The 15,295-nt window shown below is 64.4% G+C and carries 11 protein-coding genes; 7 read left to right on the forward strand and 4 right to left on the reverse strand.

Annotated elements, in window-relative coordinates:
- Positions 1-67: 67 nt before the first annotated feature.
- Together DIE22_RS18240 and hydA are read left to right on the forward strand one after the other, a co-directional pair.
- Positions 68-1,576 (forward strand): NCS1 family nucleobase:cation symporter-1, encoded by a 1,509-nt coding sequence (locus tag DIE22_RS18240; RefSeq protein ID WP_124605728.1) that lies wholly within the window; start codon positions 68-70, stop codon positions 1,574-1,576.
- Between the two features lie 46 nt (positions 1,577-1,622).
- Complete coding sequence (gene hydA, locus DIE22_RS18245) at positions 1,623-3,080, forward strand: dihydropyrimidinase (RefSeq protein WP_124605729.1); 1,458 nt, start codon at positions 1,623-1,625, stop codon at positions 3,078-3,080.
- Positions 3,081-3,131: 51 nt separating this feature from the next.
- Here the strand turns inward: hydA and DIE22_RS18250 are convergent, their stop codons facing one another.
- The 4 genes from DIE22_RS18250 to msrB all read right to left on the reverse strand — a co-directional run bounded on the left by DIE22_RS18250 (position 3,132) and on the right by msrB (position 7,724).
- On the reverse strand, positions 3,132-4,253 hold the full coding sequence (locus tag DIE22_RS18250) for an aromatic ring-hydroxylating dioxygenase subunit alpha (RefSeq protein ID WP_124605730.1): 1,122 nt from the start codon (positions 4,251-4,253) through the stop codon (positions 3,132-3,134).
- A gap of 206 nt (positions 4,254-4,459) precedes the next feature.
- A complete protein-coding gene (gene msrA, locus DIE22_RS18255; protein ID WP_124605731.1) occupies positions 4,460-5,203 on the reverse strand; it encodes a peptide-methionine (S)-S-oxide reductase MsrA in 744 nt (247 codons plus the stop codon).
- Positions 5,204-5,269: 66 nt separating this feature from the next.
- Positions 5,270-7,141 carry a cytochrome c biogenesis protein DipZ gene (locus DIE22_RS18260; protein ID WP_124605732.1) on the reverse strand — a complete coding sequence of 624 codons (1,872 nt, stop codon included), beginning with the start codon at positions 7,139-7,141 and terminating at the stop codon, positions 5,270-5,272.
- 37 nt (positions 7,142-7,178) lie between these two features.
- The gene (msrB, locus tag DIE22_RS18265; protein WP_124498400.1) at positions 7,179-7,724 is read right to left on the reverse strand and encodes a peptide-methionine (R)-S-oxide reductase MsrB; all 546 of its coding nucleotides are present in this window, start codon (positions 7,722-7,724) and stop codon (positions 7,179-7,181) included.
- A 302-nt stretch (positions 7,725-8,026) separates the two neighbouring features.
- On the opposite strand from msrB, the gene DIE22_RS18270 reads away from it, so the two are divergent.
- The 5 genes from DIE22_RS18270 to DIE22_RS18290 all read left to right on the forward strand — a co-directional run bounded on the left by DIE22_RS18270 (position 8,027) and on the right by DIE22_RS18290 (position 15,251).
- Positions 8,027-9,394, forward strand: a complete 1,368-nt coding sequence (locus DIE22_RS18270; RefSeq protein ID WP_124605733.1) for a site-specific integrase — start codon at positions 8,027-8,029, stop codon at positions 9,392-9,394.
- Positions 9,395-9,594: 200 nt separating this feature from the next.
- Positions 9,595-10,647 carry an AraC family transcriptional regulator gene (locus DIE22_RS18275; RefSeq protein WP_124605734.1) on the forward strand — a complete coding sequence of 351 codons (1,053 nt, stop codon included), beginning with the start codon at positions 9,595-9,597 and terminating at the stop codon, positions 10,645-10,647.
- A gap of 162 nt (positions 10,648-10,809) precedes the next feature.
- Positions 10,810-12,630: an NAD(P)/FAD-dependent oxidoreductase gene (locus DIE22_RS18280; protein ID WP_124605835.1), complete on the forward strand. Its 1,821-nt coding sequence runs from the start codon at positions 10,810-10,812 to the stop codon at positions 12,628-12,630.
- A gap of 111 nt (positions 12,631-12,741) precedes the next feature.
- Positions 12,742-14,364, forward strand: coding sequence for an AMP-binding protein (locus tag DIE22_RS18285; RefSeq protein ID WP_124605735.1), 1,623 nt, complete (start codon positions 12,742-12,744; stop codon positions 14,362-14,364).
- The gene (locus DIE22_RS18290; RefSeq protein ID WP_221623892.1) at positions 14,361-15,251 is read left to right on the forward strand and encodes an alpha/beta hydrolase; all 891 of its coding nucleotides are present in this window, start codon (positions 14,361-14,363) and stop codon (positions 15,249-15,251) included. The genes DIE22_RS18285 and DIE22_RS18290 overlap by 4 nt, the downstream gene beginning before the upstream one ends.
- Positions 15,252-15,295: the final 44 nt, after the last annotated feature.

Below are 15,295 nucleotides of genomic sequence, written 5' to 3' on the forward strand. Positions count from 1 at the left end.
CTTTTGTTCTGTTCGGCGGCCGGCATCGCACGATGCCGGCGCTGACGTTTACGTGGAGCGCGTTCCGATGAAACCAGCAGCGATTCCCGCCGATCCCGACAGCGCCGTGGCGCCGGCCGGCAGCCTGTACAACGACGACCTCGCGCCGACGACCGCGGCGCAGCGCACATGGAAGTGGTACCACTTCGCGGCGCTGTGGGTCGGGATGGTGATGAACATCGCGTCGTACATGCTCGCGGCCGGGCTGATCCAGGAAGGCATGTCGCCGTGGCAGGCCGTGCTGACGGTGTTGCTCGGCAACCTGATCGTGCTCGCGCCGATGCTGCTGATCGGCCATGCGGGCGCGAAGCACGGGATTCCGTACGCGGTGCTCGTGCGCGCGTCGTTCGGCACGCAGGGCGCGAAGCTGCCCGCGCTGTTGCGCGCGATCGTCGCGTGCGGCTGGTACGGCATCCAGACCTGGCTCGGCGGCAGCGCGATCTACACGCTGCTGAACATCCTGACCGGCAACGCATTGCACGGCGCTGCGCTGCCGCTCGTCGGCATCTCGTTCGGGCAGCTCGCGTGCTTCCTCGCGTTCTGGGCGCTGCAGCTGTACTTCATCCTGCACGGCACCGATTCGATCCGCTGGCTCGAGAGCTGGTCGGCGCCGATCAAGGTCGTGATGTGCATCGCGCTCGTGTGGTGGGCGACGTCGCAGGCGGGCGGCTTCGGCTCGATGCTGTCGGCGCCGTCGCAGTTCGTCGCGGGCGGCAAGAAGGCGGGACTCTTCTGGGCGACGTTCTGGCCAGGCCTGACCGCGATGGTCGGCTTCTGGGCAACGCTTGCGCTGAACATTCCCGACTTCACGCGCTTCGCGCATTCGCAGCGCGACCAGGTGATCGGGCAGTCGATCGGGTTGCCGCTGCCGATGGCGCTGCTGTCGGTGGTGTCGGTCGTCGTGACGTCGGCGACCGTCGTGATCTACGGCAACGCGATCTGGGATCCGATCGACCTGACGAGCCGGATGACCGGCATCGGCGTCGGCATCGCGCTCGTGATCCTCACGCTCGACACGATGTGCTGCAACCTCGCGGCGAACCTCGTCGGCCCTGCCTATGATTTCTCGAGCCTGTGGCCGAAGGCGATCTCGTATCGCACCGGCGGGATGATCACCGCGACGATCGCGATCGTGATGATGCCGTGGAAGATCCTCGCGACGACGGACGGCTATATCTTCACCTGGCTCGTCGGCTATTCGGCGCTGCTCGGGCCGGTCGCGGGCATCATGATGGTCGATTACTTCCTGATTCGCGGCACGCGGCTCGATACACACGCACTGTTCGACGAGCGCGGCGACTTCAGCTATGCGCGCGGCTGGAACCCGGCCGCACTGGTTGCGCTCGCGATCGGCGTGCTGCCGAACCTGCCGGGCTTCCTGCACACCGCATTCCCGGCGTCGTTTCCGAACGTACCGGTATTCTTCAACACGCTTTACACGTATGCGTGGTTCGTCGGCCTCGTGCTGGCGTCCGGCGTGTACGGCACCTGGATGAAGTGGCGCGCCGCACAGCGCGCGCAGGTCGCGAGCGCGTGATGCGCGAACGCATGCGGCATCCGACAGTCAACGAGGAGGCAACGACATGGCAATCCTGATTCGCGGCGGCACCGTGGTCGATGCAGACCGCACCTATCGCGCGGACGTACTGTGTGCCGACCCGCAGGACGGCGGCACGATCCTGCAGATCGCGGAGACGATCGACGCGCCGGCCGGCGCGGCGGTGGTCGACGCGCACGACCAGTACGTGATGCCGGGCGGCATCGATCCGCATACGCACATGGAGCTGCCGTTCATGGGCACGACGGCGAGCGACGATTTCTATTCGGGCACCGCCGCGGGGCTGTCGGGCGGCACGACGAGCATCATCGACTTCGTGATCCCGAGCCCGAAGCAGCCGCTGATGGACGCGTTCCACGAATGGCGCGGCTGGGCCGAGAAGGCGGCGGCCGACTACGGGTTTCACGTGGCCGTTACCTGGTGGGACGAATCGGTGCACCGCGACATGGGCACGCTCGTGCGTGAGCACGGCGTGTCGAGCTTCAAGCACTTCATGGCGTACAAGAACGCGATCATGGCCGACGATGAAGTGCTCGTGAACAGCTTCTCGCGTTCGCTCGAACTCGGCGCGCTGCCGACCGTGCACGCGGAGAACGGCGAGCTCGTGTTCCGGCTGCAACAGGCGCTGCTCGCACGCGGGATAACGGGGCCGGAGGCGCATCCGCTGTCGCGGCCGCCCGAGGTCGAGGGCGAGGCCGCGAACCGCGCGATCCGGATCGCGCAGGTGCTCGGCGTGCCCGTGTATATCGTGCACGTGTCGGCAAAGGACGCGGTCGATGCGATCACGCGCGCGCGCAGCGAGGGGCTGCGCGTGTTCGGCGAGGTGCTGCCGGGCCACCTGGTGATCGACGAAGCCGTTTATCGCGACCCGGACTGGACGCGTGCGGCCGCGCACGTGATGAGCCCGCCGTTCCGCTCGGCCGAGCATCGCGAGGCGCTGTGGCGCGGGCTGCAGGCCGGGCAGCTGCATACGACCGCGACCGATCACTGCGTGTTCTGCGCATCGCAGAAGGCGATGGGCCGCGAGGATTTCACGAAGATCCCGAACGGCTGCGGCGGCGTCGAGGACCGCATGTCGGTGCTGTGGCATCACGGCGTGAATCACGGCCGCATCACGCCGAACGAGTTCGTGCGGATCACGTCGACGAACGCCGCGCAGATCTTCAACCTGTATCCGCGCAAGGGCGCCGTGCAGGTCGGCGCCGACGCGGACCTGGTCGTCTGGGATCCGGCCGCGACGAAGACGATCTCGGTGAAGACCCATCACCAGCAGGTCGATTTCAACGTGTTCGAGGGGATGACGGTGCAGGGCGTCGCGACGCACACGCTCACACGCGGCGCGCTCGCATGGGCCGACGGCGAACTGCGTGCAGTGCGCGGCGCGGGCCGCTACCTGAAGCGCCCGCCCGCGGCCGGCTACTACGAGGCCGCGCGCATCGCGAACCGGCTGCGCGAACCGCATCCGGTCGAGCGCACCGGCTGAGCGAGCGCGAAGCGGGCGAAAGCGGGCGAAAGCGGGCGCGCGCCGCGGCGGTCAGCGCGCGTCGCCCGCGTTCGCTTCGCGGATCGGGATCACGGTGCGCGCGCCGCACTGGCGCAGCAGGTCGCGCAGTTCGTTGATGACCGGGAACACCTCGTGATTCCAGTCGGCGCCTTGCCGGTCGTGCGCTTCCTGCTCGCGCTCGACGATCCAGCGATCCTCGCGGAAGATCCGCTCGGTGAACCAGACGAGCAGCGGCCACGCGAGATCGAGCGCGAACGGAATGCCGGGCTTGTGGATCGACAGCAGTCCGAACGTGCGGTTGGTGCGCTGCTGCGCGTCGAGCGGCACGTAGACGATCCACAGGTCCATCACGAGCGTGCCTTCGCTCGAGCGGATCTGCAGCGTCTGGTACGGGTAGCCGGTGCGCACCGTCATCACGCTCTTGTCGGCCTGGTCGCCGGGCTTCTTGCTCGAACCGAACACGAGCGCCTCGCCGACCGGCTGTTTGCCTTCCATCCGCGCGAACGTGTAGTCGACCTCGACCCAGTCGTCGCCGCGCCGCCGGCCGATGCTGCGCGCGCGCATCTGCCCCATCTGCTTGCGATGCAGGAACTGATGGTTCATGTCCATCAGGTTCTCGTGCATGAACGAGTAGTGGCACTTGACCTCGCGGCCGAAGCGGCGCGTCTTGAATGCGCGGTCGTCCGCCGATTCGAGCGCGGGGAACGGGCGTTCGTCGGCGAGCGTCGCGTCGCCGGGGAACACGAAGATCAGACCGTGCGCTTCGCGGCACGGATACGCGCGCACGCCGTTGGGCAGGCGCTCGCGGCCGAGGTAGGGCACGTCGACGCAGCGGCCGCTGTCGCACGCGTAGGTCCAGCCGTGATAGCAGCAGCGCAGCGTTTCGCCGGTCACGACGCCCGCATGCAGCGGCACCTGGCGGTGCGCGCAACGATCTTCGAGCGCATACACGGCGCCGGATTCGGTGCGCACGAGCACGATCGGATCGCCGGCGAAGCGCACGCCGAGCGTCTGGCCGCGCTTGAGCTCGCGCGACCACGCGAGCGGATACCAGTGATCGGGATGGATGGGCACGCGGCGCAGGTCGCGCACGACCGAGCCGGTGGACGGTTCTTCGAGAGCACTGCTGTCAGGCAAAGGCACTGCGCGCATGCGTGACGCCTCCTGGCGGGCTGAAGCGTTCCGGGCGCCGCGGGTCGCGGCGGGGAGCTGATCTGGAGAAGTCTACGCGAAGTTGGCCCGCGAAGCTGATGCATTGCGGGTTTGCCCGGTCGGGCCGGCATGTGTTTCGTTGATGCAGCGCAAACGCGCCCGGCGGCGCGGGCCGGCCGCGTACCCGCCGCACGGCCGGCGGTCCGTCACTGGCGGGCGTCGCGCCACAGCACCGCGTCGGCGCGGTACAGCGCGGGGAAGCGCTGCTTCAGCCCGGCGACCTTCGGCAGGTCGTTGAACGCGATGTACGGCGCGTCGGGATGCAGCTCAAGGTAGTTCTGGTGATACGCCTCGGCCGGATAGAAGCCCTTGTACGCCTCGACGCGCGTGACGACGGGCGCCGGGAACGTGTGTGCGGTGCCGAGCTGCGCGATGTACGCGGTTGCGACCGCTCGCTGCTGCGCGGTGGTCGGGAAGATCGCGGACCGGTATTGCGAACCTTCGTCGGGGCCCTGACGGTCGAGTTCGGTCGGATCGTGCGCGACCGAGAAGAACACCTGCAGCAGCCGGCCGTAGGTGATCTGCGTCGGGTCGTAGACGATGCGCACCGATTCCGCATGGCCGGTCAGCCCGGTGCCGACCATCGCGTAATGCGCGGTTTCGGATGCGCCGCCAGCATAGCCGGCCGTGACCTGCTTCACGCCCTTCACGTGCTCGAACACGCCCTGCACGCCCCAGAAGCAGCCGCCGGCGAGCACGGCCGCTTCCTCGTGGGACGCGCCCGGGGTTTCGTCGAGCGTCGGCGCGGGCACGGTGCGCATCGGTTCCGCGGAACTGACGACGCGCTGGTAGCCGAACACGGCGGCGGCCGCGACGGCGAGCGCGCCGATGCGGCGCAGCATGGCCGCCCGTCGCCGCGGTGCGGGATCGGGAGTGGATGTCGGGATCATGATTTGCTCCTTCGAAATGCGGGACGGGATAAGGTGATCGGGCTGCGTCCGGAACTGCGTCTGCGTTCAACCAAACGTGAACGCATACGCATCGACGCCGGGGTCGAGAAACTCGATCGAGAACGTGTGGTCGGCGATCGCGCCCGGCTGCCGGACCAGCTGGTACAGGCGTTGGCCGGTGACGGTGCCGTAGCCCTGCGCATCGACGTCGGCGCCGTGTGCCGCGCCCGGTGCCGCGCCGTCGAGCGTCACGCGAAAGCGCACCGGCTTGCCGTTCGCGCCCGGGCCGAGCACGAGGTGCAGGTCGCGCGCATGGAAGCGGTAGACGATCCTGCCGGCGGGCGCGGCGAGCGTCGCGCGCTCGGCGCCGACCTGCCACGTGCCGGCGAGGCCCCAGTCGTTCAGGCCGGGCTGCGCGGGCGCGTCGTAGCGGTGCGCCGCGTCGCGCACGACGCCGCCCGGCGACGTGAAGTCTTCCGCGCGCGCATAGCCGACATAGGTTTCCGGCGAGCGGACGTCCGCGCTGTCGGCCGCCGCGAGCGCGCCCTTCGCGGGTGCGCCGGTGAGGCCGAGCGGCACGTTCAGCGCTTCCGGGTGGCCGGCTTCGGCGAGCAGCGACTGGATCGCGCGTTCCGACTGCGCGTACTCGCCTTCGCCGAAGTGGTGGTGGCGGATCCGCCCCTGCGCGTCGACGAAGTAGTGCGCGGGCCAGTATTCGTTGCCGAACGCGCGCCAGATCGCATAGCCGTTGTCGATCGCGACCGGGTAGTCGATGCCGAGGTCGTGCACGGCCTTCTTCACGTTGCCGATGTCGCGCTCGAACGCGAACTCCGGTGCGTGCACGCCGATCACGACGAGCCCGTACTTCGCGTATTTGTGCGCCCATGCGGTCGTGTACGGCAGCGTGCGCAGGCAGTTGATGCACGAATACGTCCAGAAATCGACGAGCACCACCTTGCCGCGCAGGCCGGCCGCGGTCAGCGGCGGCGAGTTCAGCCACTGCACCGCGCCGTCGAGCGACGGGAGCGTGCCTTCGACGGGCAGCGTGGCCCGCGCCTGCGTCGCGGGCGTCCTGTCGGCGGCGCGCATCATTGCGCTGCCGGCTGCCGGTGCGGCATCGGTCGTCGCGGCCATCATCGCGGCGCCTGCCGCGTCGCCGTTGCCGCTGGCGGCATTGCCCGTCGCGGAAATTGCCGTCGGCGCGCCATTCGAGCGCCCGCCGAGCCGGTCGACGAGCTTCGTCTCGAGTCCGCCCGTCGTGACGGTCGACAGTTGCGCGAGCGCACCCGTATCGAGGCCGAGCGCGATCGCGGCGACACCGGCCAGCAGCGCCGCGCCGATCCCGCGCCGGACCCATTCGCCGGCGCCAAGCGAGCGCTTCATCGCGGCGAACACCTTGCCGCCGATCACGAGCGCGACACCGAGCGACGTCGCCGCGCCGGCCGCATACGCGACCAGCAGCAGCGTCGTGCCGACGCTTGCGCCGCGCAGCGCGGCACCGGTCAGCACGAGGCCGAGGATCGGGCCCGCGCACGGCGCCCACAGCAGGCCGGTCGCGACGCCGAGCAGGAGCGACGATGCGGGGCCCGCCGGGCGGCCGTCGCGCTGCGCGAACCCGGTGAGCCGGTTGCCGGCCGCGACGAGCGGGCGCGTCAGGTGTTCGGCGAAGCGCGGCAGCAGCAGCGTCAGGCCGAATACCGCAAGCAGCACGATGGCGAGCCAGCGGCCGGCCTGGTTGGCCTGCGCGACCCAGCCGCCGCCGACGGCGGCAAGTGTTGCGACGACGGCGAACGTGAGCGCCATGCCGATCAGCAGCGGCAGGCCGGTACGCACGAACGGCTGGTCGGCGCGCGCAAACACGAATGGCAGCACGGGCAGGATGCACGGGCTCAGGATCGTGAGCACGCCGCCGAGATAGGCGAGGACGATGAGCAGCATGGGGCAGTCTCCGGTCGTTCAGGAAGGCGGCGGCCCGTCAGGCGGCGGCCGGATGGAAGGCGAGCGCGAGCCCGTTCATGCAGTAGCGCAGGCCGGTGGGCGGCGGGCCGTCGTCGAACACGTGGCCGAGATGGCCGCCGCAGCGGCGGCAGTGCACTTCGGTGCGTGCCATTCCGTACGACGCATCGGCCTCGGTCGCGACCGCGTGGTCGAGCGGCTTCCAGAAGCTCGGCCAGCCGGTGTGGCTGTCGAACTTGGTGCTCGACGAGAACAGCGCGAGGTCGCAGCCGGCGCACGCGAACGTGCCGCGGCGGTGCTCGTCATTCAGCGGGCTGCTGTACGGCGGCTCGGTGCCGGCGTCGCGCAGCACCGTGTATTGCGCGGGCGTGAGGCGGCGGCGCCATTCGGCGTTGGTGCGGGTGATTTCGAACGGGGTGGCCATCGGTGTGGCGGCCGACCCGGGGGCGGCGGGCGGCGCGGCGAAAGCACGGCCGACCAGCGCGCGGCGGCCGGCCGACGACAGCGCCGCGAGCGCGGCGAGGCCGGTGGCGCCGGCGAACAGCAGATGTCTGCGGGTGGGCATGATGGGCTCCTGGAAGCAGGTCCTGAAAACATGCGCACAGAGTAGGCAGCGGCCGGTGTCGAAGTCCTCACGGAAAGTTAAAGGATTTGTGATGGTTTTCCGGGTGATCCGGCGAGGTCCGTCGAAATCCATCAAAGCCCCGTCTGACAAGGGTTTGCGGGGGATTGATGGTCCGCCAAGTTCTACGGAAATCCTCCACGAGCCGCCGCTTTTTAGTGTTTTTTTAGTGTTTGCGAAGTGAGGTAGGCTCTGCTTAGAGACGCGCGGGCCGACCTGGTTGCGATATTCAAAGGAGGGCGATCATGGGTGCTCTGACGGTTAGACAAATCGAAGCCGCGAAGGCGATCGGAAAGCTGTATTTCCTCTCGGATGGGCGGGGGCTTTTCCTGCGCATCGGCCCGGATGGCACGAAAACATGGCTCGTCCGCGTCAGCATCAATGGCAAGCAACGCGACAAGCCGCTCGGCAAGGCATGGGGGCGCACTATGACTGCGGGAGAGTTGTCGCTAGAGGAGGCACGCGCAGCCGCGGCGACGATCCGTTCACAGGCACGCGACGGTGTGGACTATCTCGAAGCGAAGAAGCGTGAACATCAGGCCAAAGTTGAAAAAGCGGCGACAGCGGAGCTCACGTTCGGCGATATGTTTGATACGTGGTTCGCGACCGTCAACAAGAAGCGCGGTAAGAAAGGCCGCAAGGATGGCGGCAGGATGCTTCGAGGCGCGATGGAAAAACATGTGCTGCCGGCCCTCCGTTCACACAAGATTGCAGGCGTGTTTGCCTCGAACGTTCTGCCGTTGCTTACCGCGATTTCCGATGCGGGATACAACCGGCGCGCAGTCGAGGTATTGGGGGCCGTCCAGCAAATGATTCGATGGGGCGAGCGCAACCAGCCGTGGAAACGCTTGCTGATCGATTGTGATGTGCTCGCGCTCGCAAAAGAGGATGTCGTTGCAGGCGATTACGACCCGGTACGTGACAACGACCGCCATCGGACGCTGTCGGACGATGAAATTCGCGCGCTCGGTGAGCTTATGCCAACTGCACGGCTTCCGCGTTCCATTGAGTCAGCGGTATGGGTGATGCTTGCTTGCGGAACGCGTGTCGGTGAAACGCTCGTGACTCGATGGGCTGATCTCGACTTCAAGGCACGGACGTGGACGATTCCCAAGGAGCGCACGAAGTCAAGCGCGGCGATTACGATTCATCTTTCCGATTTTGTCCTTGCGCAGTTCGCGGCACTGCAGATTGTGCGCGGAGGATGGCCTGAGGACGACGTGCGGCGCGAATACGTATTTCCCTCGCAACAGGGTAAGATTCCGCACGTCACTATCCACACAACGTGCAAGGCGATCCGTGATCGGCAACGCGGGAAGGGGGCATCGACCGAAAATCGTACGACCGCAACGGATGCGCTTATTGTCTCGGGTGGTCAGTGGAAATGCCATGACCTGCGTCGTACCTGTGGAACGATGATGCAGTCGCTTGGTATTGCTGAGAGCATCGTGCATCGATGTCTGAACCACGCGCGTAACGATCCGCTTGATCGGATTTATCTGCAGTTCGATTATGGTGCGCAAATGCGCGACGCATGGCAGCAATGGGGCGATCGTCTGTCAGACTTGCTCGGCGCGGACACGGCAAAAGTGCGTTTCCTGTTCAAGTCGTGATCCGACACTGGCGCGCATGTACGGACTGCATCGTCTCGCTCAGATTCACTTCGGATCAGCCGCGTGGCGCACTTGAGATCCTGTTGATGTAGGGTGCAGGACATGCTCCGTGACTCGCTGTCGTAAGATGTCCGCTTTGAATAGCGTAATGTCTAGCTAATATCGGGTGACGACATTCCGGCCATTTTCGAGATCACACAATGAAGCACGCTGCCAACCGCGACGAAGTCATGACGGCGGACGCCGGAACGATGCGGCAGTTCACGCGTTACGCCAAGGTTAGTGGTCTTTCGCTGGACGACATATTCGACGATGACCTGCGCGAGATTCTCGCACTGAGCGAAACACAGGATCGAATTCCCGCACATGGAATTGTCGATGCACTTGAGGTATGTGCCGCCGCAGCACGTCGACCGGCACTCGGTATTGAATTCGCCAACTGGACCGACCTGCATGGATTCGGGGTGCTCTGCCTGCTGTGGGATCATTGCCCGACCATGGCGGAGTTGTTGCGGATCAACGCGCGTTATCTGCACGTGGAAAGCGATGCGCTGAACGTGACGGTCGAGCGGCAGGGTGACGAGGTCATGATCAGACATATGCTGGCGATCCCCGCGCATTATGGCGGTACCCAGTTCATCGAAAGCACTATGATGCTGTCGATCCGGATCATGAGGATGATCATGGGTGAAAAGTGGGCGCCGGTTCGCATCGAACTGGAGCACCCGGAGCCCATTGGCGGGCGTCGCCACTTATCGCCGTTCGGGTGCGACGTCCAGTTTGGGGCCGAGCGATCGGCATATTTCGTTCGACCACGTGACCTGAATACGCCATCCGTCCGAGGCAATGCTCAACTACTGGATTATCTCGAGCGCCAGATCGGAACGCTCGAAGAAGCCCACGGAGGCACCGTCTCATCTCGGGTGTCGCAACTGGTTACGAAGCATCTATCGTCAGGCAGAGCGACGCTCGAACACATTTCTACCGCTGCAGGCATGACACCGCGTACCCTCCAGCGGCGACTAGCCGAAGAAGGCGCGGAATTTTCCCTGCTGCTCGAACAGGTCCGCAAGCAGATCGCGGAGCAATATGCGCTGACCGAGCGCAAGCCACAACTCACCCGGCTCGCATTCCGGCTCGGATATAGCGAAGCGAGCGCCGCGAGCCGATTCCTGCGGCGACAATTCGGTGCCGGGTTGCGTGAATTGGTTCAGACGATCCGCGCGAGTGCGTACGACAGGCCTCCAGGTTAACACGGAGTGTCGTGATCAGCCATCGTATTGTCGTGATCGGTCAAGAATAATCGATTTTCCCCGTCCTATCATCAGTGCTCCTGCCACGAATGACACCAAAAGGCGTCCCGGACAACCGCACGGTCGGCACCGTCGGACAACGCCTGAGAAAGGAGACAGATGATGACGATCACGGACACGCTTTGCATTTCCGACGTGGATCCCGGCGCCGGGCTGGATATTGAGGGGCTGCGGAAAAAGTACACCGATGAGCGCGAAAAGCGCACTCATCCGCAGCGCAGCGCGCAATTCACGGAAGTGAATGGTGAGTTCTCCCGTTACATCGATGATCCTTATGTCGAGCAACCCTTGGTTCGCGAGCCGGTCGAGCGCACTGTCGAGGCAATCGTTGTAGGCGGGGGCTTTGGTGGTCTCATTACGGCGGCCAATCTGCTCAAGATCGGCATCGAGGATTTCCTGATCGTCGAGAAGGCCGGCGACTTCGGCGGGACCTGGTACTGGAATCGTTACCCGGGCGCGCAATGCGACATCGAATCCTATATTTATATGCCGCTGCTCGAGGAGACGGGTTATGTCCCGACCGAGAAGTACGCTCACGCCGATGAACTGTTTGGCCAGGCCAAACGAATCGGGCAGCACTTCGGCTTGTACGAGCGCGCGCTTTTCCAGACCCAGGCAACACGCATGAAATGGGAGGAGCGAGCAGGGCGCTGGCACGTCACCACTGACCGTGGCGACAGCATCCTGGCACGATATATCTTCAGCGCCAGCGGCCCGCTCAACCGGCCAAAATTGCCGGGTATCCGCGGCATCAATCGATTCGTGGGCAAGACGTTTCACACGAGCCGGTGGGATTACGGATACACCCGAGGCAACAGCCGTGGCGGAATGACGGGGCTGGTGGACAAGCGAGTCGCGGTCATCGGCACCGGAGCGACGGCGATTCAATGTGTGCCGTATGTTGCGCGTGATGCCGCCCATTTGTTCGTGGTGCAGCGCACGCCGTCCACGGTCGACGTCCGTGGCAATCGTCCGACCAATTACGAATGGGTCCGGTCGCTCGTGCCAGGCTGGCAGCGGGAGCGAATGGACAACTTCAATGTTCTGATTTCCGGCTTGTGGGCGGAACGCGATCTGGTCCAGGATGGCTGGACCGAGTTGTTTCGCGACATGGTGCTCTCGTGGTTGCCGCGTGACGGCTCGTCGTTGCCACCTCAGGAAATGGCTCGTCTTTCGGAGATCGCGGACTTTCGCAAAGGCGAGAAGCTGCGAAAGCGCGTTGACGAGCTGGTAAGCGATCCGGCTACGGCCGAAGCCTTGAAGCCGTGGTATCAGGTGTTTTGCAAGCGCCCGACATTCAATGATGATTACTTGCCGGCCTTCAACCGGCCCAATGTCACGCTCGTCGATACTCAGGGCCGGGGGCTGGATGAGATTACCGAGACGGGCATCGTATTCGATGGCGTGGAACACGAGGTCGACTGCATTGTCTTCGCGACGGGCTTCGAAGTAGGAACCGCTTACACCAGGCGCGCCGCATTCGAGGTAATCGGTACGGGCGAACGCAAGCTCAGCGAGCACTACGCGCAGGGTAATCGCAGTCTGCACGGCTTTTTCGTACACGGATTTCCGAATTTCTTCATGCTGGCTCAGGGGCAATCGGGATTCAAGCCGAACGTCACCGACATGCTTGCCGAACAGGCGGAGCACATCATCGGTGTGATTGCCGCAGCCAGGGCAAAGGGACTCACCCGGATCGAGGCCACGGCTGAAGCAGAAGAGGAGTGGGTGCAGACGATCTACGAAAGCTCGCTCGCAAAGCGTGCATTCCTGGAGAGTTGCACGCCTGGGTATTACAGCGGCGAAGGAGATGTCTCGAAGGGGTTGATCGCAGACCACTATGGCCATGGCTCGGTCGCATTCACTGCGCTCCTCGAGGCATGGCGTGCTACAGGGACATTCCGAGGTTTGACGATACGCTGAGATCGGGGTATCCGATAACACATTTAATCGTCGTGTAAATAAGGAATGCGAAGCATAGGGATAAAACGTCGATCGCCCCTGCTTACGTGACTCTATGGGAGTCGGTACTCGATGAAATCAAACATCTCTTTCGAAGCTGGATCAGTCGATTCGCCACTATTGGAATTCGGAATTGGCGAGGCGTTGCGCATGGCCGCCCGGCGCTGGCCCGAGCACGAGGCACTCGTGTCCCGCGCCGAAAGGTTGCGTTATACCTACGTCGCGCTTGATCGGGAAGTCGATCGGCTTGCTGCCGGGTTGCTTCGCCTCGGCCTGGTACCTGGAGACCGCGTCGCGATCTGGGCGCCGAATTCTGCCGCGTGGACGTTGCTGCAGTTCGCGACGGCGCGGGCTGGTCTTGTCTTCGTCACCTTCAATACCGCCTATCGTCGTTCGGAGTTGACGCATGTCCTGAACTTGTCTGGCGCGCGGGCGATCGTGTCGGCGCCCGGCTTCAAGGAAATCGACTATGCAGAGGAGTTGGCGGCTATCGACACATCGGATCTCGAGTGGCGAGTCATGCTCGGCGCACGAGCGCCTCGGGGCTGGCTGACATTCGACAGCCTGTTTTCGGACGATTTTTCGCCGTTGCAGACAGTCGCGCCATTAGCGACCGATCCAGTGAATATACAGTTCACGAGCGGTACGACCGGGCGTCCAAAGGGCGTCACCCTGTCTCATCGAAACATACTGAACAACGGCGCGAGCGTCGGCGAGCGCGCGGGAATTCAGGAAGGTGATCGTGTGTGCATACCGGTCCCGCTGTTTCATTGCTTCGGCATGGTCATGGGCAATCTGGCGTGCGTTACACGCGGCGCGACGATGATTTACCCCGCTGCCGGATTTGATCCACTGGCTACGTTGGCAGCGATCGAAACCGAGAAATGCACGCACTGCTATGGCGTTCCGACGATGTTCATCGCGATGCTCGAATTGGCTGAGACCCTGCGCGTCGACCTCCGTTCGCTGCGCGGCGGAATCATGGCCGGCGCGACCTGTCCGGTCGAGGTCATGCGTCGCGTCATGGAGCGCATGAACATGCGCGACGTCACCATCGCTTACGGGATGACCGAGACCAGCCCGGTCAGTACGCAAACGCTGCCGGACGATCCGTTCGAAACCCGTATCGGCAGTGTTGGAAGAGTGATGCCGCATGTGGAGGTGAAGATCGTCGACACGGATGGTCAGATCGTGCCGCGCGGCGTTCAGGGTGAACTCTGTACGCGCGGCTATTCGGTCATGAGCGGCTACTGGAACGATTCGGCTGCTACGGCTGCGGCGATCGACGTTGATGGCTTCATGCATTCCGGCGATCTCGCGACGATGGATGCAGAAGGATTCGTTGCCATCACTGGACGAGCCAAAGACATGATCATTCGCGGTGGCGAAAACATCAGCCCGCGGGAGATCGAAGAATATCTCTACACGCATCCCGAGATTGTCGATGTCGCGGTGATCGGTGTACCCGATCGCAAATTCGGCGAGGTGGTCTGTGCGTGGATCGTTCCCAGCGCCGGTGCCGGCCTGACGAGCGAGGACGTCATCGCATACTGCCGCGGACAACTGGCCCACTACAAGGTGCCGACATACGTTCGTCTGGTCGATGTCTTGCCGACAACGCCCTCCGGCAAGGTGCAGAAGTTCGTGATGCGCGCCAATGAGGCTGAGCGGTCAACCGATGGAGCCATGCAATGAAGATGAACTGTCCTCAACTGGATGCGGAATTCGAGCCGCTCGTCAAAGCACTTTCGGATCCCGGTCTGCCGACGATTCGTACCGCCGGTCCGGCGGCAATGCGTGCGTTGCTATCGCAGTTGTCACCGACCGGCGGCCCCGAATTGAAGCAAGTTCGTGATGTCGAGTTCGGCGGCGTGAGGGGGCGCGAGTACTTACCCCATTCCGTGACGGGGACGATCGTCTTTTATCACGGCGGTGGCTGGGTGATCGGTTCGGTGTCGGATTACGACTTCTTCGCCCGTACGCTTGCTGAAACGATGGAAGCGAGGGTGCTGTCGGTCGAGTATCGGCTCGCTCCCGAACATCCGTTCCCGGCTGCGGCAGAGGATGCGTGGGCATTCCTGCGTGCCGTCGAACCGTCAGGCCCCCTGTTCGTCGCGGGCGACAGTGCTGGCGGGAATCTGGCAGCAGTCGTGGCGCATATGGCGCGGGATGCGGGCGGTCCTCGTCTGGCCGGACAGATCCTGCTTTATCCGGCCGTATCCGGCGATTCGGACGGCGCGGCGTTGCACGATTTCGAACCGCCAATTATGACGCGTGACGACATCGCCGCGTACTACGATCTTGCCGTACCCGATCGCTCCATGCGGCGCGATCCGCGCTTTGCTCCCGCGCTCGGAAGTCCAGCGGGGCTGCCGCCCGCGCTGATCATCACGGCGGGTGCCGATCTCCTCGCTTACGAGGCCGAGGAATATGGGGTTCAACTTCTGCGCGCAGGTGTGCCTGTCCAACTGCATCGTGCGGAGGGTGTCCCACACGCGTTTATGACGCTGGCGCCTGATTCACGCGCTGCGCGGACCGCATTGAAGCACTGTCGCGATTTCGTCGACGTTTACCGGCCCTGATAAGAATCGCTTCCGAGAGGATTCACGAATCAATAAATATAGGA

Origin of the sequence: Burkholderia sp. Bp9142 (genome assembly GCF_003853415.1) — a bacterium.
In the GTDB taxonomy this organism is placed as follows: domain Bacteria; phylum Pseudomonadota; class Gammaproteobacteria; order Burkholderiales; family Burkholderiaceae; genus Burkholderia.